Annotated in this window: 22 protein-coding genes and 1 pseudogene; 8 read left to right on the top strand and 15 right to left on the bottom strand. The window is 66.9% G+C overall.

The genetic code is table 11. The features are described 5' to 3' along the window. Positions 1-67: 67 nt before the first annotated feature. Positions 68-1,264 carry an McrB family protein gene (locus QM019_RS01915; RefSeq protein ID WP_282851651.1) on the bottom strand — a complete coding sequence of 399 codons (1,197 nt, stop codon included), beginning with the start codon at positions 1,262-1,264 and terminating at the stop codon, positions 68-70. After that, on the bottom strand, positions 1,150-3,408 hold the full coding sequence (locus QM019_RS01910) for a restriction endonuclease (RefSeq protein WP_282851650.1): 2,259 nt from the start codon (positions 3,406-3,408) through the stop codon (positions 1,150-1,152). The genes QM019_RS01915 and QM019_RS01910 overlap by 115 nt, the downstream gene beginning before the upstream one ends. A gap of 246 nt (positions 3,409-3,654) precedes the next feature. On the opposite strand from QM019_RS01910, the pseudogene QM019_RS01905 reads away from it, so the two are divergent. The 4 genes and pseudogenes from QM019_RS01905 to QM019_RS01890 all read left to right on the top strand — a co-directional run. Beyond that, positions 3,655-4,655: pseudogene (locus tag QM019_RS01905) on the top strand (NAD(P)-dependent malic enzyme); the annotation flags it as partial. 139 nt (positions 4,656-4,794) lie between these two features. Continuing rightward, positions 4,795-5,316 carry a dihydrofolate reductase family protein gene (locus tag QM019_RS01900; protein WP_282851649.1) on the top strand — a complete coding sequence of 174 codons (522 nt, stop codon included), beginning with the start codon at positions 4,795-4,797 and terminating at the stop codon, positions 5,314-5,316. Between the two features lie 81 nt (positions 5,317-5,397). Next, the gene (locus tag QM019_RS01895) at positions 5,398-5,694 is read left to right on the top strand and encodes a hypothetical protein (RefSeq protein ID WP_282851648.1); all 297 of its coding nucleotides are present in this window, start codon (positions 5,398-5,400) and stop codon (positions 5,692-5,694) included. A gap of 43 nt (positions 5,695-5,737) precedes the next feature. Then, complete coding sequence (locus QM019_RS01890; protein WP_193128197.1) at positions 5,738-6,115, top strand: DUF4870 domain-containing protein; 378 nt, start codon at positions 5,738-5,740, stop codon at positions 6,113-6,115. A gap of 18 nt (positions 6,116-6,133) precedes the next feature. Here the strand turns inward: QM019_RS01890 and QM019_RS01885 are convergent, their stop codons facing one another. From QM019_RS01885 to QM019_RS01835, 11 genes are all read right to left on the bottom strand, one after another. Next, positions 6,134-7,009, bottom strand: a complete 876-nt coding sequence (locus QM019_RS01885) for a MurR/RpiR family transcriptional regulator (protein WP_282851647.1) — start codon at positions 7,007-7,009, stop codon at positions 6,134-6,136. Next, a complete protein-coding gene (phnE, locus tag QM019_RS01880) occupies positions 6,987-7,805 on the bottom strand; it encodes a phosphonate ABC transporter, permease protein PhnE (protein ID WP_282851645.1) in 819 nt (272 codons plus the stop codon). Before phnE (QM019_RS01880) ends, QM019_RS01885 begins: the two co-directional genes overlap by 23 nt. Beyond that, positions 7,802-8,638 (bottom strand): phosphonate ABC transporter, permease protein PhnE, encoded by an 837-nt coding sequence (gene phnE, locus QM019_RS01875; RefSeq protein ID WP_282851644.1) that lies wholly within the window; start codon positions 8,636-8,638, stop codon positions 7,802-7,804. Before phnE (QM019_RS01875) ends, phnE (QM019_RS01880) begins: the two co-directional genes overlap by 4 nt. Further along, entirely contained in the window at positions 8,635-9,462 is an 828-nt protein-coding gene (gene phnC, locus QM019_RS01870; RefSeq protein ID WP_282851642.1) for a phosphonate ABC transporter ATP-binding protein, read from the bottom strand. Before phnC ends, phnE (QM019_RS01875) begins: the two co-directional genes overlap by 4 nt. A gap of 27 nt (positions 9,463-9,489) precedes the next feature. Continuing rightward, on the bottom strand, positions 9,490-10,503 hold the full coding sequence (locus tag QM019_RS01865; RefSeq protein ID WP_282851641.1) for a phosphate/phosphite/phosphonate ABC transporter substrate-binding protein: 1,014 nt from the start codon (positions 10,501-10,503) through the stop codon (positions 9,490-9,492). An 8-nt stretch (positions 10,504-10,511) separates the two neighbouring features. Beyond that, positions 10,512-11,210 carry an HAD family hydrolase gene (locus tag QM019_RS01860; protein ID WP_282851640.1) on the bottom strand — a complete coding sequence of 233 codons (699 nt, stop codon included), beginning with the start codon at positions 11,208-11,210 and terminating at the stop codon, positions 10,512-10,514. A gap of 51 nt (positions 11,211-11,261) precedes the next feature. After that, positions 11,262-11,909: an amino acid deaminase gene (locus QM019_RS01855; RefSeq protein ID WP_428831948.1), complete on the bottom strand. Its 648-nt coding sequence runs from the start codon at positions 11,907-11,909 to the stop codon at positions 11,262-11,264. Beyond that, a complete protein-coding gene (locus tag QM019_RS01850) occupies positions 11,906-12,982 on the bottom strand; it encodes an ABC transporter ATP-binding protein (protein ID WP_282851639.1) in 1,077 nt (358 codons plus the stop codon). Before QM019_RS01850 ends, QM019_RS01855 begins: the two co-directional genes overlap by 4 nt. After that, positions 12,975-13,826 (bottom strand): ABC transporter permease, encoded by an 852-nt coding sequence (locus QM019_RS01845; protein WP_282851637.1) that lies wholly within the window; start codon positions 13,824-13,826, stop codon positions 12,975-12,977. The genes QM019_RS01850 and QM019_RS01845 overlap by 8 nt, the downstream gene beginning before the upstream one ends. Beyond that, positions 13,823-14,659 carry an ABC transporter permease gene (locus QM019_RS01840; RefSeq protein WP_282851636.1) on the bottom strand — a complete coding sequence of 279 codons (837 nt, stop codon included), beginning with the start codon at positions 14,657-14,659 and terminating at the stop codon, positions 13,823-13,825. Before QM019_RS01840 ends, QM019_RS01845 begins: the two co-directional genes overlap by 4 nt. A gap of 121 nt (positions 14,660-14,780) precedes the next feature. Further along, positions 14,781-15,902, bottom strand: a complete 1,122-nt coding sequence (locus tag QM019_RS01835) for an ABC transporter substrate-binding protein (RefSeq protein ID WP_428831947.1) — start codon at positions 15,900-15,902, stop codon at positions 14,781-14,783. 208 nt (positions 15,903-16,110) lie between these two features. On the opposite strand from QM019_RS01835, the gene QM019_RS01830 reads away from it, so the two are divergent. Further along, complete coding sequence (locus tag QM019_RS01830; RefSeq protein ID WP_282851635.1) at positions 16,111-16,752, top strand: hypothetical protein; 642 nt, start codon at positions 16,111-16,113, stop codon at positions 16,750-16,752. On the opposite strand, the gene rarD is transcribed toward QM019_RS01830, so the two are convergent. Next, entirely contained in the window at positions 16,679-17,764 is a 1,086-nt protein-coding gene (gene rarD, locus QM019_RS01825; protein WP_282851633.1) for an EamA family transporter RarD, read from the bottom strand. The two genes, QM019_RS01830 and rarD, sit on opposite strands and share 74 nt — an antisense overlap. Before the next feature lie 103 nt (positions 17,765-17,867). On the opposite strand from rarD, the gene QM019_RS01820 reads away from it, so the two are divergent. After that, positions 17,868-18,767 (top strand): LysR family transcriptional regulator, encoded by a 900-nt coding sequence (locus tag QM019_RS01820; protein WP_282851677.1) that lies wholly within the window; start codon positions 17,868-17,870, stop codon positions 18,765-18,767. A gap of 14 nt (positions 18,768-18,781) precedes the next feature. On the opposite strand, the gene QM019_RS01815 is transcribed toward QM019_RS01820, so the two are convergent. Beyond that, positions 18,782-19,795, bottom strand: a complete 1,014-nt coding sequence (locus QM019_RS01815; protein WP_282851632.1) for an MDR family oxidoreductase — start codon at positions 19,793-19,795, stop codon at positions 18,782-18,784. A 165-nt stretch (positions 19,796-19,960) separates the two neighbouring features. On the opposite strand from QM019_RS01815, the gene QM019_RS01810 reads away from it, so the two are divergent. Next, positions 19,961-21,040, top strand: a complete 1,080-nt coding sequence (locus tag QM019_RS01810; RefSeq protein WP_282851631.1) for an NADH:flavin oxidoreductase/NADH oxidase — start codon at positions 19,961-19,963, stop codon at positions 21,038-21,040. 90 nt (positions 21,041-21,130) lie between these two features. Then, entirely contained in the window at positions 21,131-21,946 is an 816-nt protein-coding gene (locus tag QM019_RS01805) for an ABC transporter ATP-binding protein (RefSeq protein ID WP_282851630.1), read from the top strand.

The raw sequence follows: 21,946 nt of genomic DNA, 5'->3' as shown, positions 1-21,946 counted from the left end.
GTCAAACCATGCACGGAGCTTTTGCTGTTGATTCAGTGTGAGTGCGAGGGCCGTGCTCCGGCGATGTTCAGTCAGTTTCAGCATCAGTGCTGTCGATCCCAACTGCAGCCTTCAACGCGTCGAACTCCAAACGTGCGACTCGATCTGGCTGGCCGTAGAATAGTTCACGCAGCGTCGGCATGACCGTGAAATTCCACGCTCGTTGCGCGTTCTGCTCACTCAGGTGGTCGGTGGGCATGAGGAAGTGGCTCGGTCCAACAGCCTGGTCGCGGTCACCAATGATCTTGTTTGCTTCGTCGAGGAGGCGTCCGAGCCACTCGAGTTCGGGTGCTCGATCTTTGACCCATTCGTCGAGTACATCGAGCATCGGCGGTTCGCCAGGTCGCAAGTCTCGGATCATGAATCGTCGGCGCAGCGCCGCGTCAATCGCGGCAATTGATCGGTCCGCGGTGTTCATTGTGCCGATAAGCAAAAGGTTCTTCGGCAGCGTGAACCTATCTCCGTAATTGAGGGTGACTTCCTCGTTGCGGTACTCGAGTAGGAAGTAGAGCTCACCGAAGACGGCAGGGAGGTTGGCTCGGTTGATTTCATCGATGACAAGTACATAAAGATGATCGGGGTCGCGGCGGGCGCGTTCGGCGACCTCCATGAGCGGGCCGTTGCGCAACTCGAAGTGCCCCGAGGTGTCCGGTTTCGGCCGAAGTCCCTGTACGAAGTCCTCATAGGCCGTGGCCGGATGAAACTGCACCAACGTCACCCGAGAACGATCGCGGGTGAGGAACCGCGATAGTGCTTGAGCGACGAACGTCTTGCCAGTGCCGGGAGGCCCCTGGAGGATGATCTGTCGCTTATCGAGTAGCAAGTCGCGAGTCAGGGTCAGCCACTCTCGGCTCTCACGAGTCGTGAACCCAAGCGAATCGGCCAAGTCCGATACCGTTTCGGGAATTGTCTGCTTGGGTGGTGTAACCACCTGTTCGCCGGTCTTGAGCTCTCTAGTAATTGGCTGGTAAACCACTATTTCGTCGGGCGATGTGACAGCGCGCCCTGATCGCCAATCGACAAACGCCGCTGCGAGTTCGGCAGGCCAATCCGTATCAGCAGGATTAAGGTCGAGCGTGAGTTGCGCAAGGTCTGCGGCATCCGTCGGGCTTAAGTCGATACCCTCGCGCTCAAGGAGCAGGCGCTGCAGCGTGGCGGTGCCTTCGAGGAGAATTTGGTAGGCCTCGCCAGGTCCGAATGGCACCGACGTGTCAATATTGGACAATTGCTCGGAGATTTCTCCCTGGTTTGCGCGAAAAAAACGGGTCGAGCGTAATTGATTGCTTGCAGCAGTGTCGAAGCAGCCTCAACGAACTCAGCAACATCACCACCAAAGCCTGATTCGATGTGGAGGTCGTCAATCGCACGTGATGGCTCGCCAAGACGGCTCTGTTCCAACACTGCGGTTGCGTTCACGGCATTGTCGTTTATCCACTGAATCAATGAGTTGGCGGCGTCCGTTTGCAACTCGTAGAGAGCTCCCACGGCCCGTGGCAGCGACTCCAGTGTGACAGGCTTTGACTCTTGGCGGTGGTCTTTCGGCTCGAGACCCTCGCGCACCAGCGACGCCCACGCAGCCCATGTCATTTGGGCATCGTTCGGCCGGCGCCATTCGAATACAAGGGGAGCCGCGTACAGATTCACTTGCCGTCGATCGCCGTACTTCAAGTTCGGCTCAAGGACATTCACGAGGCCATTGACGTCGTTAGATTCGAGGACCTCCGAGTATGCGTTGCTGATTCGCCTTCGGTCGTCGATGGCTGCGCCGTTCATCGCTCGTCCCGGGAACCATAGATGTTGCACGAGCCGCTCCATCGACCCGGCGGCCTGCACACGCGAGCGATCGATTGTGGCGTTCAGATCACTCCAGTTCGTGGTAACTCGATCCCGATCGGCTGTGGGGAGGGACGTGAGTTCACCCACAAAGGTGATCAAGAACTGCATGATTCGCCAGCGGTACGTGTGGTACCCAGTGCCGCCAGAGAGGATTCCTGAACTCAGCGGTGCAATGAATTCGTCGGGGAGGGGCGACAGGGAGGGCCGCCAACCTAGAATCTCGGCAATCTGTGCCTGTTTGGTTTCAGATCGCATCGAAGATGGCAAGAGTGGAAGACAATAGATGTAGAAGAGTTCGGCCGCCAGTAAGACCGCCTCGTCTGAAGCTGCGGCGAGCTGGACTCGGAGCTTCTCGAGGAACGAACCGTCACCTTCATCCGGCTTATTGATGAAATATGTAACGAGATCCGCGACGGCGTGTTCATATGGGAGCGCCTCGTTGGTGAACAGCGATCGCCCATTAACAAGCGCCAGTCGCCACCTTTCTGCCATGTCATACACAGGGTCCGCGGAAGGCCGTGAAACCCGAAAAGTTGCTGACGATGCTGTTGCCGGTGATGAGATAGCGGCGGTGGCGTCGTCATACGCCCAACGTTCGTCCGAAAGAAATGCCTCGAAGTCTTGAGGCACATCTTCGAAAATGAATCGCTCGAGTTGTTGTGCGTGAGAGTTGTCGAGATCGAGTCGCCAAACGAAACCACGGAAGGTGTAGAAATACCAATCGCGCGTTTCAAATTCGGGATCCCATGCGACACGAACGCGGTCGTCTTGCGTCGCGACAATCTCGCCGCGGGCTTTGATCCGCAATGTTGACACCGAACGGCCCTTTGCTTCAAAGGGTAAGTCATGTCGACGAACGTACGCTGCCTTGATCGCTATGCGATCACCCACTCTCATCGACTCGGCCTGGGCGGGAAGACCGTCAGGCAGCGCCCAGTAACCATCTTTGACGAAGGTTTCAGCGCGGTCATTTTTCCCTTCGAATGCGCTAACGAGCCAAACATTCTGCCGTCTGGGGATCATTGAGTTCTCGGTTAGTTGAACCGACCGAAACGGCTCGGCCCGGGTCGCATCGTTAGCGATGGATTCGTAGAGGTCGGGCGAACGAAGTACCTTCGACAGCGTCTGGATGCTCTTGAGCCCATTCCGCGTCTCGACGGGCAAGGCATCGCGCAGCATATCGGTCACCGACCACTGGACGGGGCGCCGATGTCGGTGGCTCGGTGCTTCCGCGTCGAAATAGTACGGTCCCGCAATTTTCCCGACTCGCAGTCGTCGGCTCTGGTCGTACGGCGCGACCACGACGTCGCCGACCTGAATGTCTTCGTAGAACCGGCGCAGGGTTCCTGCCCAGGCCAACAAACTTCCTCGAGAACTCTCGCCATGGGTCCTCTGCAACTCGCCCACAAGTGAAGCGGTATCGAGCGCGGTCTGCGCCAGGTCACCTATCTCGTCCCAACCAATTGAGATAAATCCGTCCCGCACGAGTTCTTCGTCGAACACGTCGTTCCGGATGAGCCACACCTGCGCCATGACAAGTCCTTTCTTCGTTTGAGGTGAGTCTATTGAGCGCCAACGACATCAACTGCCACCTATCGAGCATCCTTCACGAACCGGAAAAACCGAGACATTTCTCGCATCGATGGCGCACGGGTCGCGGTTTCTGCTGAATCTGCGTGTTGAATCGAAGTGGCAGATGACCTCTGCATCGTCCACACCTCGCTGGCCCCGCGCATCCGTACCGTCCCACAAGGATGTCGGTCTTCGTGGGCAAGCGCGCACTCGGTCATTTCGGTCGCGCAGACTCAAACGTGGTCGTCGCGCCTCGTCGCGGTCATCTCAGACGGCAGCGCCGTGCTCGGCCTCGGCAACATCGGCGCGAGTGCGTCCCTGCCGGTGATGGAGGGCAAGAGCGCCCTGTTCAAGAGATTCGCTGAGCTTCACTCGATTCCGATCGTGCTCAACGCCACCGACCCCGACGAGATCGTCGAGACTGTCGTGCGCATCTCGCCGAGCTTCGGCGCGGTCAACCTCGAGGACATCTCGGCACCTCGCTGCTTCGAGATCGAGCGCCGCCTCATCGAGGCGCTCGACATGCCGGTGATGCACGACGACCAGCACGGCACCGCCGTGGTCGTGCTCGCCGCGCTGACGAACGCCGCGAAGGTCGCCGGCAAGCCGCTCGAGGACCTCAAGATCGTCATCTCAGGCGCCGGCTCGGCCGGCGTCGCCGTCACCGAGATTCTGCTCACCCGTGGCGTGCGCGACATCGTCGTGCTCGACTCGCAGGGCATCATTGAGACCGGCCGCGCGAGCCACCCGCCGCACAAGGCCGACCTCGCGAACCGCACGAACCCGCGCCATCTAATGGGCGGCATCGCGGATGCGCTGGAGGGCGCCGACGTGCTCATCGGCCACTCGTCGGCACGATCGAGACCGAGATCGCCCAGACGATGGCCGACGGTGCGATCGTGTTCGCACCGTCGAACCCTGATCCCGAGATCACACCCGCGGAGGCCGGGACCTTCGCCACGGTGATCGCCACCAGCCGCAGTGACTTCCCGAACCAGATCAACAACGTGTTCGCGTTCCCCGGCATCTTCCTCGGCGCACTCGCTTCGGGCGCGAAGCGCATCACGCCTGAGATGAAGCTCGCGGCCGCCGCGGCGATCGCCGAGCTCGTCGGTGACGAGGTGAGCGCCGAGTACATCGTGCCGAGCCCGCTCGACCCGAGCGTCGCCCCCGCCGTCGCGACGGCCGTCGCCAGCGTCGCGCACTAGCTCGCGCCGCGCCGCAACAGCCCGACCCAACTCATCCCTGTCGCGGAGGGCGGATGCTCGACGAAGCTTCCGCCCACCGCGACGGAGCGTTTCTGGCGCACGGGTGCGGGCTGCCAGGGCGGCGCGCGAGAATGCACACATGACGACGCATTTCTACACCGCGACCAGCCTCGACGGATTCATCGCGACGCCAGAACACTCGCTCGATTGGCTGCTCAAACAGGACTTCGACGAAGAAGGCCCGATGGCGTACCCGGCATTCATCGAGGGCATCGGCGCGCTCGCGATGGGCGCGTCGACCTACGAGTGGCTGCGCAAGCACGACAGCGTCTGGTCGTACGAGCAACCGACGTGGGTGTTCACGCACCGCGCGCTCGAGACGACCGAGGGTGCGGATGTGCGCATCACGCAGGCGAACATCCGTGACGTGTACGCCGAGATGACCGCGGCAGCCAACGGCAAAGATCTCTGGATCGTCGGCGGGGGAGACCTCGCCGGGCAGTTCGCCGACCAGGGCCTGCTCGATGAAGTGTGGCTGCAATACGCGCCCGTGATGCTCGGCGCCGGCGCACCGGTGCTGCCGCGCGCCCTCAACCTCGAGCTCATCGAGCTCGCGCGTAACCGCTCGTTTCTCTGCGGGCGCTACCGTGTCGCCGGTTAAGCGAGCCACCGTGGCCTCGAGCACCCTGCAGTTTGCCGAAGACACCGAAGAAACCGAAGACGCCGACGAGGCGACCCGGTAGTGGCACGCCGAACCGCGCGGGCCGCCCTGCTCGCCGCCGAGCACCTCGAGCGAGAAAGGCCGAGCGAGACGGGGCTTGACGCTGTGCCGCTGTCATGGTTTCTGCCCGTCTGCATGAACCCCGGCGAGAACCTGCTCGGCCCGCTCGCGATTCCGACTCACTTCACCGTCGCGATGCTCGTCGGTATGGGGGCGAAGCGCGGGTGGGTGCTGCTCTGGCAGGTGGTTGCGATCGTGCTTTTGACCGTCGCACTCGCGCTGATGATCACTCGCGTCACGACCGTCGTGCTGCGCTAATGCAACTCAGCGTGCGCGCCGCCGAAGCTGCGAGAATGGCGGAATGACGCAGCAACCCGAAAATGTTTCGACCCAGGCCCGTGGCGCGGCGGTGCTCGCACACCTCTCGGCGCCGATCGCGGCGATCGTCTCGGCCGGCTGGCTCGCGATCGTCGGCCCACTCGTCGTGTGGCTGTTCTCGCGCAACAACTCGCAGTTCGTGCGTGTGGCCGCCGCTGGCGCGTTCAACTTTCAGATTTCGGCGTGGGTGATGTCGGTGCTCGGGTGGATCCTCTGCTTCACCGTGATCCTGCTGCCGGTCGGGATCCTGCTCATCGTGCTCGGCAACCTGCTCACCTTCGTGCTCGGCATCTGGGGTGCCGTACGCACCTCGGGTGGCTACCAGTACAAGTACCCCTGGCAGATTCCGATCCTGCACTAGGTAACCGGGTGGTTGTGTCTACTCGTGCAGGCCGCCGCCGAGCATCGACACGGCGGCGGCCTGCGCATCGCGGCCTCGATCGCCGCGATGCGCGATGAGCTGGTCAACGAGCTGCTCGGTGAGCAGCATGAGCGCGGCCCGCGAGGTGTGAATCAGCTCGTCCTGAAACGACTCGTTGATCGGTGGCACGACGAGCACGACATCGGCCTCGTCGGCGAGCACCGAGCGGGCGAACGAAGTGATCGCGAGCACCCGCGCCCCGCTTGCCTTCGCGGCCCGCATCGCCTCGAGCGTCGAGCGATTCGCGCCCGAACCAGACAGCACGACGCAAACCGAACCCGCACCGAGCAGGCGTGCGGAGATCTGTTGCGACATCGAATCCATGAGCATTTCGGCAGGGCGCCCCGCCGAGTTGAGCCGCAGCACGAGGTCCAACCCGAGCGACGACGAGAGTCCGTTCGCGATAACGAGCACGCGCTCGGCCTCATCGAGCCCGTGCACGAACGCGCCGACCGATTCCTCGGTGAGCGCCGACACCGTGTGGCTGAGGCGCGCGCCGAAGCGCTGCACGCCTGCGCGTACTGAGCCGACCATCGTGCCGTCGCCCGCATCCTCACCTGCCGTGTCACGGGCCGAGGTCTCGAGCGCGAGCTCCTGCGCGAGGGCAACGCGCAGCTGCGGGTAGCCCTCGTAGCCGAGCGACTGGGCGGCGCGAATGACCGTCGTGCGGCCGACGCCCACCGCATCCGCGAGTTCTTGCGCCGTGCGCTCGACCGTGCCGCTGCGGTCGGCGACGATCGCCTCGGCGACGCGACGTTCGCCGGGCTGCAGCGAGGGCGACAGCGAACCGATGCGCGCCGACGGCGGTGCGTCAGACGACCCTTGCCAGCTCACGTGACCGCGCTCCCTCCATGATCCGGCGACGAATCGCTCCCGAGATCGCGTCGACGATCATCGTCGCGACAATCACGACAATGAGCAGCATGCCAACCGTGTCCCACTGCCGATAGTTCGTGTAGTTCGAGAGCATACTGCCGATGCCGCCCGCGCCGACGAGGCCGAGCACGGCCGAGGTGCGGATGTTGATCTCGAAGCGGTAGAGCGCGAACGACATGAGCGCGGGGGCGACGGCGGGCCAGAGTGCCCAGCGGGTCACCTCGGCGGTCGAGCCACCGGCGGCGCGCACTGCCTCGGATGCGCCCTCCTGCGCCGACTCGATCGTCTCGTACACCCATTTGCCCTGCGTGCCAATACCCGCGATGCCGAGGGCGAGCGCGCCGGTGAACGGCGTGAGACCGGTGACCGTGAGCAGGATGATCGCGATGATCACCTCGGGCACGGCGCGGATCACCGCGAAGATCGCCCGCAGCAGGGTGCGCAGCCATGCGGGGCCGACGCCGCGCGCGGCGAGCATGCCGAGCGGCACCGACACGACGACGCAGAGGATCGCGCCCAGCCACGCCATCGAGATCGACCGCCACATCTCGGTGAGGGCGCGCGGCAGCTTCTCCCAGTTCGGCGAGGAGAACATGAGCTGCAGGTAATTCGCCACGCTCGCGGGAATCTCGGGCAGATCGCTCCACTGAATCTGGAGGCCCGCGGCCGAGGCGAGGATGATGAGGCCCGCGACGACGGCGAACACCGTCGACCAGCGGCGCGGCGGGCGCTGGGGAAGCGCGAGCGCGGTCATGTGAGCCTCCTTCGCAGCGCGTTCGAGCAGAGCTCGATGAGCACGACGACAACAAGAATTTCGAGGATGATCACCGAGACGTCCTCGTACGCGTAGAAGCCGCGACGCTCGTCGAGCAGGCGACCGATGCCGCCGGCGCCGACGATGCCGAGGATCGCCGAGATGCGCACGTTGAGCTCGAGCGTGTAGAGCCACTGGTTTGCGAACAGCGGCCAGGTCTGGGGCAGCGCCGTGACGCGGTTGATCTGCAACTGGCTGCCGCCGGCGGCGCGGCCGGCCTCCATGTAGCCGTGGTCGGCCGAATCGATCGCCTCCGACACGAGCTTCACGACGATGCCGAGGTCAAACAGGAACAGCGTGAGCAGGCCGGGCAGCGCGCCGACGCCGACCATCGCGACGAGCACGGTTGCGTAGACGAGGTCGGGCACCGAGCGCACGACGTTGATGATGGTGCGCACGACGCCGCGGCCGAACGAGTTCGGGTTCGTCGGCTTCGCGGCCCAGAGCGTGAGCGGCACCGACACGATCGCCGCGACGAACGCGCCGACGATCGCCATCTGCAGCGTCTCGAGCATCGGCTGAATGGTGCGAGGCAGGAACTCGAAGTTCGGCTGCAGCAGCTGCACGAGCTTGTCGGCGCCGTTGCGCCAGTTGCGCACGATGGCGCCGAGGTCGAGCTCGACGCCGCCGATGGCGGGGATGCACGTGGCAATCGTCATCGCGGCGATAGCGAGCAGGATGAGCGCGGTGCGCACTCGGTTGCGGGGGCGCGGCGGCAGTCGCAGCTCGCCCGCGCCGCCCTTGTCGGTCCGCAGCGAGGTGTCGACGCTCATTCCGCCCGGCCCATCACGTCGCGCGCCTGAATCGGGCGTCCGTAGATCTGCTCGAAGTCGGCGTCAGTCGCGGCGCCAGCGGGCCCGTCGTAGACGATCTCGCCGGCGCGCAGCCCGATCATCCTCGTCGTGTACTGGCGGGCGAGGTCCATGAGGTGGATGTTCACGAGCACCGTGAGGCCGCGCTCGCGGTTGATGCGGCGCAGGTCGCCCATGACGGCGTGGGCCGTGGGCGGGTCGAGGCTCGCGACCGGCTCGTCGGCGAGCATGACGCTCGGCTCCTGCGTCAGGGCGCGCGCGATCGCGACGCGCTGCTTCTGCCCGCCCGAGAGCGCGCCGCCGCGCGCCCAGACCTTCTCGAGCATCCCGACCGAGTCGAGCGCGCGCAGCGCGAGCTCGCGGTCCTCGGCCGAGGGGAGGCCGAGCAGCGTGCGCCAGGCGGGTGAGTGCGCGAAGCGGCCGACGAGCACGTTGTGGAACACATCGGTGCGTTCGGCGAGGTTGAAGCCCTGGAAGATCATGCCGACGTGGCCGCGCACCTCGCGCAGGGCGCGGCCACGCAGGCCCGTCACGGTGTGCGGGCCGACGGTGACGGTGCCCGAGCTCGCCTCGACGAGCCCGTTGATCGTGCGGATCAGCGTCGACTTGCCCGAGCCCGAGAGACCGACGATCGACACCATTTCGCCCGGTTCCACGCGCAGCGACACGTCGCGCAGCGCGCGGGTGCCGTTCGGGTAGGTCACCGAGACCTGGTCGAGTTCTACGTGCCACGACGTGGAGGCCGGGGCGAGCCCGGCCTCCACGCGGCCTGCATCAGTGTGCATGCGGATGTGCCCTAGGGGAGTTGGTGATTAGTTCTGGAACTTGGCGAGGATCTCGCCGTAGCGGTCGATCTGCTCCTGCTGCGTGTCAGCGGTCCAGTCCGACAGGCCCACGAGGTTGAACATGACGTCGGCAGCCTCATCCGAGGAGTCGGCGTACTCGTCCATCGCGGTGGTGAGCTGCTCGACGAGGTCGTCGGGCAGCGACTGCGAGACGGCGACGCCGCCGTTCGGGATCTGCTCGGTGTAGCCGAAGGCGACGACCTTCTCCGAAACGTCCGGGGCCTCCTCGAGCACGGTCGAGCGGGCGTCCCAGAAGCCGAAGCTCACCTCGGCGTCGTCGTTGTAGACCGAGAGCACCGCGTTGTTGTTGCCCTCAACGGGCACCTGCTGGATGCCGTTGTCGGTGTCGATGCCCGCGTCCTGCATCGCGACGATCGGGTACTGGTAGCCGGCGGGCGAGGTGGCGGCCTGGAGGGCGACCTTCGTGCCGTCGTCAATCTTCTTCAGCGCGTCGAGGCCGAGGGGGCCCTGCCCGGTCGCGTTGGCGCCCGCTTCTTCAATGCCGTTGCAGTACGACATCTCGACGTCGCTGGCGGCGTAGGTCGCCATGACAGGCTCGTCGTCGCAGTACTTGTCGGGGTTGTTCGTGTAGGCGACCGACGAGTACGAGGTGGCGCCGAAGCGCACGTCGCGCAGGATGAGCTTCGCGTCGTACTGGTTGATCGCGTTGTAGAGCGAGCCGGCGTCGGTGATGACGACCTGGGCCTGGTCGGCGCCGAGCGCCTCCACCGTGGCGGCGTAGTCGGTGGCAACGACGCCGTTCACCTCGATGCCGAGCTGGTCCGAGAGGTAGGTGGTGAGCGGGTCGAGCGCCTCGGCGAGGTCTTCACCCTCGGTCGAGGGCACGAGCGAGATGGTGATCGACTCGGGCCATTCGCTCGAGCCGGAGGTGGCCGACGCGTCGGAGTCGCCGGCGGCACAGCCGGTGAGGGTGAGGGCGGCCACGGCGAGGAGGCTGGTGGCGGCAAGGGACTTGCGCATGCTCGGAGTTACCTTTCGATGCTGGTAGTGGGGTGGGGTGACGCGGGAGAGCTGGCCGCGGTTGCGGACCAGGCGAGAATGTCGGGCACGAGTTCGGCGAGCGTGCGGCCGCGCAGCGTGGGCTGTTCGGTCGAGCTCGCGGCGGTCGCGCCGACAAGAGCGGTGGTGGCGCCGAGCGCGGCGGCCGGGGCGAGGTCAAACTCGAAGATGTCGCCGATCGACAGCACCGGGCCAGCCTCGAGGGCGGCGCGGATGATCGGCTCGAGCCCGGCGGGCTTGCCCACGGTGAAGTGGCGCTCGGCGAACGATTCGGCGAGGCCCCAGGTCTCGAGGGCGCGGTCAATGCCATCGGCGGGTGCGTTCGTCGCGAGCACGAGGCGGATGCTCGGATCGAGTCGAGCGACGAGCTCGGCGAGGCCCGTGGCCGGGGCGACGGGTGCCTCGTCGGTGCCGAGCTGGGTGCGGCTGTGCTGGTAGGCGCGGCTCAGGGTGGCCTCGTCGACCCCGTCGGCGCGGGCGAGCGAACCGACGACGTCGTAGCCATCGCGATACGCCGAGCCGCCCGCGTTGTAGTCGGCGAGGTCGGTCGCGACCCGCTCGAGGTACGCCGCACTCGCCGACTCCGCGGCCACGCGGGCGTAGGCCCACACGGGGCCGTCGCCGACGGCAACGGTGCCGTCGAAGTCGAAGATGATGGTTGCGGTCACGGGCGCTCCTCGGTTGTGGACGTTGCGTCCAAGAGTGCGCCGTGTTGTGGACTAAAGGTCTACATCTAGGTGAACAGCGGGTGACGTTTTGGACGAATCGTCCGCGTTCCAGCGATATCGCGGATGTTCCACGAAGTCGGCGAGCACCGAGCGCGAGTCCCCGGTGAGAGGAAAAGCGCTGATGAGGCGAAAACCGTCGCCCCCATCGATGCCGTAGATGAGGGCGGTGTTGGACGCTTCGTCCGCGCCGAGGAGCACGACGCGGGCCGTCGCGGAGCCGAGCCGGACGTCGGCGGTGCCTCGTGCATCTGCCGGGGGAGCGAGCAGCGAGGGGCGGATGGCCGCGGTCACGCGCTCAAGCAGCGTGCCCGGGCCGTCGAGGTGGAACGCCTCGGCGGGCAGGCCGAGGGCCAGCGCGAGGTGGCCGTCGAGCCAGCGGTCGCGCTTGTAGCCATACGGCGTGGGCTCGTCAGAGAACCAGTAGCCGTAAACGTGGAGCAGTCCGGCGTTGCCGACGGGGTACGTCGCCTCGATGCCTGCGGCGTCGTGCAGGCGGTCGAACAGCTTACGGTCGAGCACTGGTCCGCCCGTGTTCTCGTCGATGACCGTCGAGCGGCCCCACTGCGTAAACCGGCCGACCGCGGCATCCTCGCCGATGTCGGCGAGCGCCCGCGGCAACCACTCTGTGCGATCCATCACGCGGCCTCCACGGCGACCGCGTCGCCGAGGTAGTTCAGCTTCGCGCGGTCGTCGTCGACGAACTGTTGCGCCGGGCCGTGCTGCACCGTCACGAGTTCGCCGCCGTCGAGGCGCACGACGGTGCGGCGGTGCGCGCCGAAGAATCCGCTCGACACGACGGTGACCGGCACGCCGTGCTCGGCGTCGGACGCGTCGAGCCGCAGTTGCTCGGGGCGAACGAACGCCGTCACGGCGTCGCCCTCCTGCGCATCCGAGCCTGGCAGCACGTCGAGCGAAGTCCCCGGCAAGCGCACCTCGCCGCCGAGATAGGTGCCGAGAATTCGGTTCGAGTCGCCGACGAAGCTCGCGACGAACGGGGTCGCCGGGCGGCGGTAGAGCTCCTCGGGCGTGCCGAGCTGCTCGATCACGCCGGCGCGCATGACCGCGATTCGGTCAGCGACGGCGAGCGCCTCCTCCTGATCGTGCGTCACGAAAATCGTCGTAATGCCGAGCTCGGTCTGGATCGCCTTAATCTCGTCGCGCAGGCGCACGCGCACCTTCGCGTCGAGCGCCGAGAGCGGTTCGTCCAGCAACAAGGCGCGCGGCCGGGTGACCAGGGCGCGGGCGAGCGCGACTCGCTGCTGCTGGCCGCCCGAGAGCTGGTGGGCGAAGCGCTCCTTCGTCGCCGCGAGGCCGACGAGCTCGAGCGCCTCGTCGACGCGACGGGCGCGCTCGGCCTTGCCGACCCGGCGCATCTCGAGCCCGAAGCTCACGTTCTGTGCCACGGTCATGTGGGGGAACAGCGAGTACGCCTGGAACACGACCGACATGTCGCGGTGGTTCACCGGAACGGGCGCGACGTCGTCGTCGCCGACGAGGATGCGCCCGCCCGAAACCTGCTCGAGGCCTGCGAGGCAGCGCAGCATCGTCGTCTTGCCGCAGCCAGACGGACCGAGCAGTGCCACAAACTCGCCGGGGCGCACATCGAGGTCGATGCCGTGCAGCACGGTGGTGTCGCCGTACGCCTTCGTCACGCCGTCAAAGACGATTGGCGTGCCGCGCTCGGCGCGCACGGTGGTGGCGATGTCAGCCATTTGCGGCGACCTCCTTCTGCTTGCGCCGGCGCTCGCCCCGAGGACGAATCGAGGCGAATACGAACAGTAGAACAAATACGACGATGAGCGAGCACAGCGAGGTGATCACGGCGGCCCAGGGGTCGCTGCGCGAGACGTCGAGCAGGGCGACCTGCAGCGTCACGCGGTTGAGCAGCGACGAGACCGTGAACTCGCCGAGCACGACCGCGGCCGTGATGAGCGTCGCGCTCGTGAGGCCGCGGCGAATGCCCGGCACGATGATGCGCCAGAGCACCGTGAACCAGCTCGCCCCGAGCGTGCGCGCGGCCTCGGTGAGCGTGCGCGCATCCATGCCCTGCAACTCGGCGACGATGGCGCGGTAGGCGAACGGCAGCACGAGCACGCCGTAGGCGAGCGCGAGCGTCCAGATCTCGCCGCCAAGCACCTGCACGATGACGCGGTAGAGCGGGGCGAGGCCGACGACGAGCACGATCGCGGGGATCGCGATGGGCATGATCGTGAGGAACTCGAAGGCGCGCGCGAGCCGCGGGAACCGCAGGTGCACGAGCACGATGGTCGGCAGGAACAGCACCCACACGATGAGGATCGTGATGAGCGCGAGCAGCAGCGAATTCGTCACGCCCTTCCAAAGGTTGCGGTATGAGCGCGCGTTCTCGGGGTCGACTAACGCCTGCCAGTGTTCGAAGCTATAGCCCGCGTCGCCGCGCAGTGTGAACTCGAGCATCGCGAGCAGCGGAATAAGAAACAGGCCGCAGATGACGACGAGGATCGTGATGCGCAGCCAGGCAGGGGCCCGCCCGGAGACGGTCGCGGCGGGCTGTCGACGCTTCGTATCGCGGCTCATCGCTGCCACCTCGCGGCTCGGCGCTGCAGCAGCGAGTAGGCGGCCATGACGACGACCATGACGACGATCATGCCGAGCGCGAGGGCGCCGGCGGTGTTGGCGCGCGAGGCCCCCGTCTCGGCGATGAGGGCGCCGCGAATCTGCAGCGGCACGATCTGCGCACCCTGGCTGATGAGCGCCGCCGCGGTCGCGTACGACGAGAACGCGTTCGCGAACAGCAGCAGCAGCGAGCCGAGGAACGACGGCGCGAGGACCGGGCCGGCGATGCGCCGCCAGTAGGTGAACGACGAGCCGCCGAGCGTCGCGGCCGCCTCGGCCCACTCTCGGCGCAGCCCCTCCATGGCGGGCAGGAAGACGATGACCATGAGCGGCACCTGGAAGTAGAGGTAGGGGAGGATCAGCCCGGGCAGCTGGTAGAGCCAGACACCGTCGGCGTACATGTCGATGCCGAGGGCGTCGCGCAGCAGCACGGTCACGAGGCCCTGGATGCCGATGGTCGCGATGAATGCGAAGGCGAGCATGACACCGCCGAACTGCGCGAGCACGCTCGACGCGGCGTCGATAACGCGGCGCAGCACGCCGCCCGGCTTCGAGCCAGCCAGGGCGACGCAGAGCAGGGCGCCGAGCACCGCGCCGATGATCGCGGTGAGGCCGCTCACCCAGATGGAACTCCAGAACGAGCCGAGCACGACGGGGTCGCCGAGGTGTGCGAGGTTCTCGAGGGTGAAAGTACCGTCGGCGTCGACGAAACCGGTGGCAATCGCGAGCACCGTGGGCACGGCGAGAAACACGAGCACGTAGAGCGCGAACGGGGTGAGTCCGAGCCACTTCATGGCATCACCTCTGACGGTCGAAAGCGGATGGGGAAGAGCGTCGCGCGGGGACGCGCGGGAGGCGACGAAGCCGCAGGGTGCCGAATATCGGGCACGCTGCGGCTTCGTGGCAGGGGGAGCGCTAGCTAATGACCTTCGGCCATTCGGTCGAGAGCAGCTCGTTGGCGGCCTCGGTCTCCTCGGTCGTCGCGGTCACCTGCTCCTCGGGCAGACCACCGGCGGCTTCGAGCGCGTCGGCGTCGACGGTTCCGGCTTCATCCATGGCGGCGAGGCGCACGGGGAAGGCGCCGGCCTCGAGGTAGAGGTTCTGCACCTCGTCCGAGAAGATCCACTCCATCCAGAGGCGCGCGGCGGCCGGGTGCGGAGCATCCACGTTGATCGCCTCGTTGTAGTACGAGACGTAGGCGGTGCCGGGGAGCACCGCGTTCTCCCAGCTCGGGGTCTCGGCCTGCTGGCCGATGTTGTTGAACGACCAGTCGATCACGACCGGGGTCTCGCCCTGCGCGATGGTCGCGGGGGTCGGGTCGACAGTGAGGAAGTTGCCCGCGTCGTTGAGCTCCTGGAAAAAGTCGACGCCGGTCTGGAAGTCGTCGAGCGAGCCGCCCTGCTGCACGGTCGCCATGCCGACGCCCGCGAACGCCGCGCCAGCCTCGGTCGGGTTGCCGTTGAGCGCGACCGAGCCGGCGTACTCCGAGCCGAGCAGGTCATCGAGCGAGGTAGGCGCCGAGAACTGGTCTGAGTCGTAGCCGATCGACATGACACCGGTGTAGTTGTTCACCCACAGGCCGGTCTCTTCCTTGTTCTCGGCCGGGATGTCGTCCCAGGTCTGCACCTGGTACGGGGCGAAGTAATCGGTGCTCTCGAGCGCAACCGCGGTGCCGAGGTCGAACACATCGGGGGCGGTGTCCTGGCCCTTGAGGTTGTCGGCGGCCTGGATCTCTTCGGCGCTCGACACGTCGGGCGACGTCGAGTTCACGGTGATGCCGTACTTGTCTTCGAACCCCTGGATGATCGCGCCGTAGTTCGCCCAGGTCTCGGGCAGCGCGATGACGTTGAGTTCGCCCTCGGCCTGGGCCGCGGCGACGAGTTCGTCGAAGCTGCCGAAGTCCTCGGCGCTCGTGGCGGCCGCGGCATCAACGCCGTTTGCGGCGGTGCCGGCGGAGTCGCCGCCGCTGCACGCGGTGAGGCCGAACATGGCGACGAGGGCGGCCGCCGAGGCCGCAACGAAGGGACGTCGTTTCACGATGGTTCCTATTCTGCTAGGGAGGGAGCCGTGCCTCGCCGACCGACGTCGGCCGCTGGCACCTGCGCGACCGTACGGCGGCTCTTCGACCGAACGGGCCCCTTTCGGTGACGCCGAGCTGACCTTCCGGTGAACGCTCGGCGGTTCGATGCCGTTCGGTAACCCCCGCGTCGACTCTGCGCCACCGAGCCTGCGTAGCCTCGCACGCATGTCACTTGAGCAGAACTTGCGCGACTCCGCGCCCGCGATTGCACCGCTCGGCGAGGACGCCGAACACTATTGGTTTCTCGCGGATCTCTACGACCGCATCCTCACCGGAGACCTGCTCGACCCCGAGGACGCGCAGGAGCTGCTCACCGAGTACCTCTTGGACGAGGACGACGACGAGCTGCCGGAGGAGCTGGTCTCGGCGCTCGAGGCCGATGAGGATGCGCTGACGCTCGAGCTCGTGCGCGTGATCTGGCAGGCCGCGGCCGAAGAGGCTGGTGCCTGGGTCGACGACCACACCGACACCGACCGCTTCTTCGACGCGCTCGACGAACTCGAAGACGAAGACATCGACGCGGGCGTCTTCACCGACCACGCGTCGGTGCCCGCGCGTCCGGGTCAGCGCGGCACCGTCGTGCTGTGGGTCAACGCGTGGGAGGACCTCGACGCTGACGAGCCGAGCGACACGCTACTCAGCGTCACGGGTGCCGACGCGGGCATCACCGACGAGGTCGCGGCCGCGCTGCGGCACGCCGGCCTCACCGTCGTCGACGTGGCCGCCGAGACCGTTACCGTGCGGATGCAGTGGCGTCATCACGTTGAGTCGTGGGACGAGGCGTCCGGAACCTCGGGCGCCCAGTAACCCGCGCGCGAGGCCGGCGCCGGCGCCCGACCTCGCGTCGACCCGACTTCGGCAGACCATCGAGACAGAGCAGCAGGATCGCGAGCGCGATCGCGCCGTAGGTGAGCGCGTCGGCGAACGTGAGCCATTCGCCGAGCAGCACGACCGAGACGACGACCAACAGTGTCGGCTCGAGGTAGCTCAGCATGCCGAACAGGCTCATCGGCAGCGCCCGCTGTGCGAGCGAGTAGGTCGCAAAGCCGATTGCCGTGAGCACGCCGAGCAGGGCGATCGCGGCCCAGTTCATCGGCGTCGCGGCCACGAAGGCAAGCGAGTGCGGCTGCAGCACGAAGACCGCCACGATCGGCAGCAGCGTCGTCATCTCGAGCGCGAGGGCGGCGGGCGAGTCGAGGTTGAAGCGGCGACGGAGCACGAAGTAGGCCGGGTAGCCGAACGTGACCGCGAAGGTGGCCCACGAGATGCTCGCGCCGGTCGCGAGCGCGACGATGACGCCGATGACGGCGAGGCTGACGGCTGCGATGCCGAAGCCGCTGAGGCGCTCGCGGTAGAGCACGACGCCGAGCGCGACGAGCATGAGTGGCAGCAGGAAGTAGCCCATCGACACGGCGAGCGCGTTGCCGCTCATGGGGCCCCACGCGAACAGCCAGGTCTGCATGCCGAAGAGCAGGCCGTCGGCAACGAGCACGAGCGCGAGGGTTGGGCGGCGACGGATGCGGCCGAGGATGCGCCGCAGTTCGGGCCACTGACGCAGCAGGGTGAGGATGACCGCCAGGAACGGCAGCGCGGCGACGATGCGCCAGCCGAAGACGGCCGAGGCGTCGAGGCCGTCAAGCATGCTCGGGATGCCGAAGAGCGCGGCGAACGCGACCGAGGCGAGGACCGAGGTGAGGATGCCGCGGGCGGTCGCGGTGCGCGCGGGCGACGTCGCGGCCGGCTGGGCGGCGACGTCGGCGTTCGGGCGCTCGGGGAGCACCTGGATTGCGCCGGTGGTGGGCATCACGAGATCGTTCACATCCACTACGCTAGGACGGACCACCTATAAGCAAAAGCTGCAATACTTGCAAGAAAATGTCTTGTTTTACTTCACAATCAATTGAGGGTGCCGCGTGAGTGAGATGAAGCGGTTGCGGATGCTGCTCGAGCTCGACCGGCTCGGTACGGTTTCGGCCGTCGCGAAGCTGCTTTCGTACAGCACCTCGGCGGTGTCGCAGCAGCTCGCGCAGCTCGAACGCGACTTTGACGCCGCGCTGCTCGAGCCCGACGGCCGCCGGGTGCGGCTCACGGCGCAGGGGCAGGTGCTGCTCGGCCACGCGCGCCGCGTGCTGCGCGAGTGGGAGGGCGCGCACTCGGCGGTGACGACCTCGCAGGATGAGGTGCGCGGCACGCTCTCGCTCGCGGCGTTTCAGAGCGCGTGCCTGACGATGGTGCCCGAGCTCGTGCGCGAGCTGCGGGAGCAGCATCCCCTGGCCGACGTCAGCGTCGTGCAGGCCGATGCCGACGTGTCGCGCGATCGAGTCGTGTCACGCGAGTTCGACCTCGCGATCGTCGAGCGCTACTCGGGACAGTCGTTCCCGCGGCGTGACGACATCGTCGAGACGGTGCTGTTCGATGACCGCATGCTGCTCGTCGTGCCCGAGGGGCTTGAGCGTGACGTTGCGGGGCCGCGCGACGTCGCCGATCTTGACTGGGTCATGGAACTGCCCGGCACACCGACGCGCGACTGGGCGATGTCGCTGTGCCGCCGCGCGGGCTTCGAGCCGCGCATCCGTTTCGAGAGCTCCGACATGCTCGTTCACCAAAACCTCGCTCGCGAGGGCGTCGCGGTGGGGTTCCTCCCCGCGCTCATCCCGTCGCGCCTACTCAGCCGCACGCGGTTCGTCGACCTCGGGCCGGCCGAGTCGCGCACGGTCTACACGGTGTCGCGGCGCAGCCTGCAGTCGACGCCGCTCATGATGGCCGTGCTCGGGCTGCTCGCTCGGCGTCCCGAGGCGGCCGTCGACGAGCCAGCGATGTAGGCGTAGTCCCTTGGTTAGGCGAGTTTCACGACGGTACGGCCTCGCACCCGCCCGGCGAGGATTTCGTCGGCGATGTCGAAGGCACCCTCGAGCGTCGTCTCCTCGGTGAGCGAGTCGAGCAGCTCGAACGGCAGGTCGCTCGCGAGGCGGTCCCACGCCTGTTGCCGGAGGGTGCGCGACGCGGTGACCGAGTTGATGCCCGCCAGCGAAACGCCGCGCAGGATGAACGGCAACACGGTCGTCGGAAGATCGGTGCCCGCGGCAAGGCCACAGGCGGTGACGGTGCCGTTGTCGAAAGTCTGCGAGAGCAGGTTTGCGAGCACGGTCGAGCCGACGCAGTCGACTGCGCCGGCCCAGCGGCGCTGCTGCAGTGGCGCGCCGGCCTCGATGAACTCGGCCCGGTCGAGCACCTCCGCGGCGCCGAGGGATGCAAGGAAGTCGCCCTGCACCTGGGCGCGGCCGGTGATCGCCGCCACTTCGTAGCCGAGCTTCGCGAGAATCGCGACGGCGACCGAACCGACGCCGCCCGAGGCGCCGGTGACCGCGACCGGCCCCGAATCGCGTGTGACGCCCGCGCGTTCGAGTGCGAGGACCGAGAGCATCGCGGTGAAGCCAGCAGTTCCGATCGCGGCCGCGCGCTTCGCGCTGAGGGACTGGGGGCGGCGCACAAGCGCGTCGCCGTTCACGCGGGCCCGTTCGCTGAGCCCGCCATGCTTCGTTTCGCCGATGCCGTCGCCGGTGAGGATCACCTCGTCGCCCGGCTGGAACGCGAGATCCGCCGACGAGACGACCCGGCCGACGAGGTCGATGCCGGGGATGAGTGGGGACGCCTTGACGATGCCGGGGCGGCCGGCTATCGCCATGCCGTCCTTGTAATTGATGTCGGAGTACTCGACCTCGATATCGATCGGCCGCTCACCGCCCGAAGCAGTGAGGAAGTCATCGTCGAGCTCGCGCAGCTTGGCGGCGTGTTCGGTGATGCGACCTCGGTCGGTGGTCTGTTCAATGACGATGGCGCGAAAGCTCACGTGCAGCTCCTTTGGTGGCGATGGAGTTCAGGATAGGGCGGGGCGTTGCGCGTCGACTGACCGCCGGCGGAATAAAACCAAGCGACAGCCGTTGGCTTCGGGGCGTGGCATTTCACGTCAAGGCGCCCGGGCGCGCCGAAGCAATCCTCGACATTCAGGAGCACGATGACCCACAAGTTGTTCGAGCCGCTCACGCTGCGCGGCGTGACCTTCCGCAACCGCATCTGGGCGCCGCCGATGTGTCAGTACGTCGTTGAACAGCACGACGGCGTGCCGACCCCGTGGCATCTCGTGCACCTCGGGCAGTTCGCGATCGGCGGCGCCGGCGCAATCATCGTCGAGGCGACGGGTGTCGTGCCCGAGGGGCGCATCTCGCCTCGCGACCTCGGCCTGTGGAACGACGAACAGCGCGACGCCTTCACCCCAATCGTGGACTTCGTGCACTCGCAGGGGGCCAAGATCGGCATCCAGCTCGCCCACGCCGGGCGCAAGGCGAGCACCTACGGCGAGTACGACGCCGAGGGCAAGAGCGGCTCGCTCTCGGCGGAGGACGGTGCTTGGGTGACCGTCGCCCCCTCGACGATCGCTTTCGACGGGCTCGACACCCCGGAGGCGCTCGACGAAGCCGGCCTGACCGAGGTGAAGGCCGCGTTCGTCGCCGCAGCCAACCGTGCGCTCGACGCTGGCTTCGACTTCCTCGAACTCCACGCCGCCCACGGCTACCTGCTCCACTCGTTCATTTCACCGCTGAGCAACCAGCGCACCGACGAGTACGGCGGTTCGCTCGAGAACCGAGCGCGCCTACTGCTCGAAATCGTCGACGCCGTGCGCGCCGAGATCGCCGACACCGTGCCACTGTTCGTGCGCCTCTCGGCCACGGACTGGACCGAGGGCGGCGTCACCATCGACGAGACGGTGCAGCTCTCAAGCTGGCTTAAGGAGCACGGAGTCGATTTCATTGACGTGTCGACCGGCGGCAACGTGCTCGCCGAGATCCCCGTCGGCCCCGGCTACCAGACGCCGTTCGCGAGCCGCGTGCGCGCCGAGGCGGGCATCCCGACCGGGGCCGTCGGCCTGATCAACGACCCGTTGCAGGCCGAGCACGTGCTCGTCACTGGCCAGGCTGACGTCGTGCTCATCGGGCGCGAGCTGCTGCGCAACCCGCGCCTGCCCATCCAGGCCCAGGAGGCGCTGCGTTTCGATGCCGGGCTCGTGCCCGGGCCTTACCGACGCGCTCACCGCTAACGGAAACCCGCAGCATCGCGTCGGCTACGCTTGGCCATCACACCGAGCCAGGCGTGGCCGAGCGATGCGCGCCGAGGGGGACGAACGCTCATGATCGAGTTTCGCCATGTCACGAAGCGCTATGACGCGCAGGCGCCGGCGGTCGACGACTTCAGCCTGACGATCGACTCGCGAACGACATGCGTGTTCGTTGGATCGTCTGGCTGCGGCAAGACGACGCTGCTGCGCATGATCAACCGGATGGTCGAGCCGACGTCCGGGGAAATCGAGATCGACGGCACGCCGGTGTCGAAGCTCGACCCGGTGAAGCTACGCCGCAGCATCGGCTATGTCATGCAGAACTCCGGGCTCATGCCGCACTTCACGGTGGCCGACAACATCGCGACCGTACCGCGACTCGAGGGCGCGACCCGGCGGGCGGCGCGGAGCCGGGCACTCGAGCTCATGGACACGGTCGGCCTCGGACCCGAACTCGCCGACCGGTACCCGAGCCAGCTTTCGGGAGGCCAGCAGCAGCGCGTCGGAGTGGCCCGTGGGCTCGCGGCCGACCCAAACATCCTGCTCATGGACGAACCCTTCGGTGCGGTCGACCCGGTCGTGCGCGCCGAGCTGCAGCAGGAGCTCATCCGCCTTCAGCGCGAGCTCGACAAGACCGTCGTGTTCGTCACTCACGACATCGACGAGGCATTTCTGCTGGGCGATCAGGTCGTGATGCTGCAGGCCGGCGCGCAACAGCTGCAGGTCGGCAGCCCGAGCGAGATCATCGAAGCCCCCGCGAACGACTTCGTCGCCGCCATGATCGGCGCCGACCGCGGCAAGCGCGCGCTGCAGCTCAAGCAGACGCCGAACGGCACCGTAGTGGTGGATGCGCAGGGGCGCACCCAGGGCGTGCTGCGCGAGGAGTGA

It is taken from the genome of Gulosibacter sediminis, from assembly GCF_030011715.1.
Classification (GTDB): Bacteria; Actinomycetota; Actinomycetes; order Actinomycetales; family Microbacteriaceae; genus Gulosibacter; species Gulosibacter sediminis.
The sequence above is the reverse complement of the archived record's forward strand: the minus strand, read 5'-3'. Positions and strand labels throughout refer to the sequence as shown.

Coding starts and splice junctions, on each gene's coding strand:
- QM019_RS01840 (WP_282851636.1), bottom strand. CDS start 14,659: ATGAAGTGGCTCGGACTCACCCCGTTCGCGCTCTACGTGCTCGTGTTT.
- QM019_RS01830 (WP_282851635.1), top strand. CDS start 16,111: ATGTCACTTGAGCAGAACTTGCGCGACTCCGCGCCCGCGATTGCACCG.
- QM019_RS01810 (WP_282851631.1), top strand. CDS start 19,961: ATGACCCACAAGTTGTTCGAGCCGCTCACGCTGCGCGGCGTGACCTTC.
- QM019_RS01805 (WP_282851630.1), top strand. CDS start 21,131: ATGATCGAGTTTCGCCATGTCACGAAGCGCTATGACGCGCAGGCGCCG.
- QM019_RS01845 (WP_282851637.1), bottom strand. CDS start 13,826: ATGAGCCGCGATACGAAGCGTCGACAGCCCGCCGCGACCGTCTCCGGG.
- phnC (WP_282851642.1), bottom strand. CDS start 9,462: ATGCACACTGATGCAGGCCGCGTGGAGGCCGGGCTCGCCCCGGCCTCC.
- QM019_RS01890 (WP_193128197.1), top strand. CDS start 5,738: ATGACGCAGCAACCCGAAAATGTTTCGACCCAGGCCCGTGGCGCGGCG.
- phnE (WP_282851644.1), bottom strand. CDS start 8,638: ATGAGCGTCGACACCTCGCTGCGGACCGACAAGGGCGGCGCGGGCGAG.
- QM019_RS01910 (WP_282851650.1), bottom strand. CDS start 3,408: ATGGCGCAGGTGTGGCTCATCCGGAACGACGTGTTCGACGAAGAACTC.
- phnE (WP_282851645.1), bottom strand. CDS start 7,805: ATGACCGCGCTCGCGCTTCCCCAGCGCCCGCCGCGCCGCTGGTCGACG.
- QM019_RS01865 (WP_282851641.1), bottom strand. CDS start 10,503: ATGCGCAAGTCCCTTGCCGCCACCAGCCTCCTCGCCGTGGCCGCCCTC.
- QM019_RS01900 (WP_282851649.1), top strand. CDS start 4,795: ATGACGACGCATTTCTACACCGCGACCAGCCTCGACGGATTCATCGCG.
- QM019_RS01820 (WP_282851677.1), top strand. CDS start 17,868: ATGAAGCGGTTGCGGATGCTGCTCGAGCTCGACCGGCTCGGTACGGTT.
- QM019_RS01850 (WP_282851639.1), bottom strand. CDS start 12,982: ATGGCTGACATCGCCACCACCGTGCGCGCCGAGCGCGGCACGCCAATC.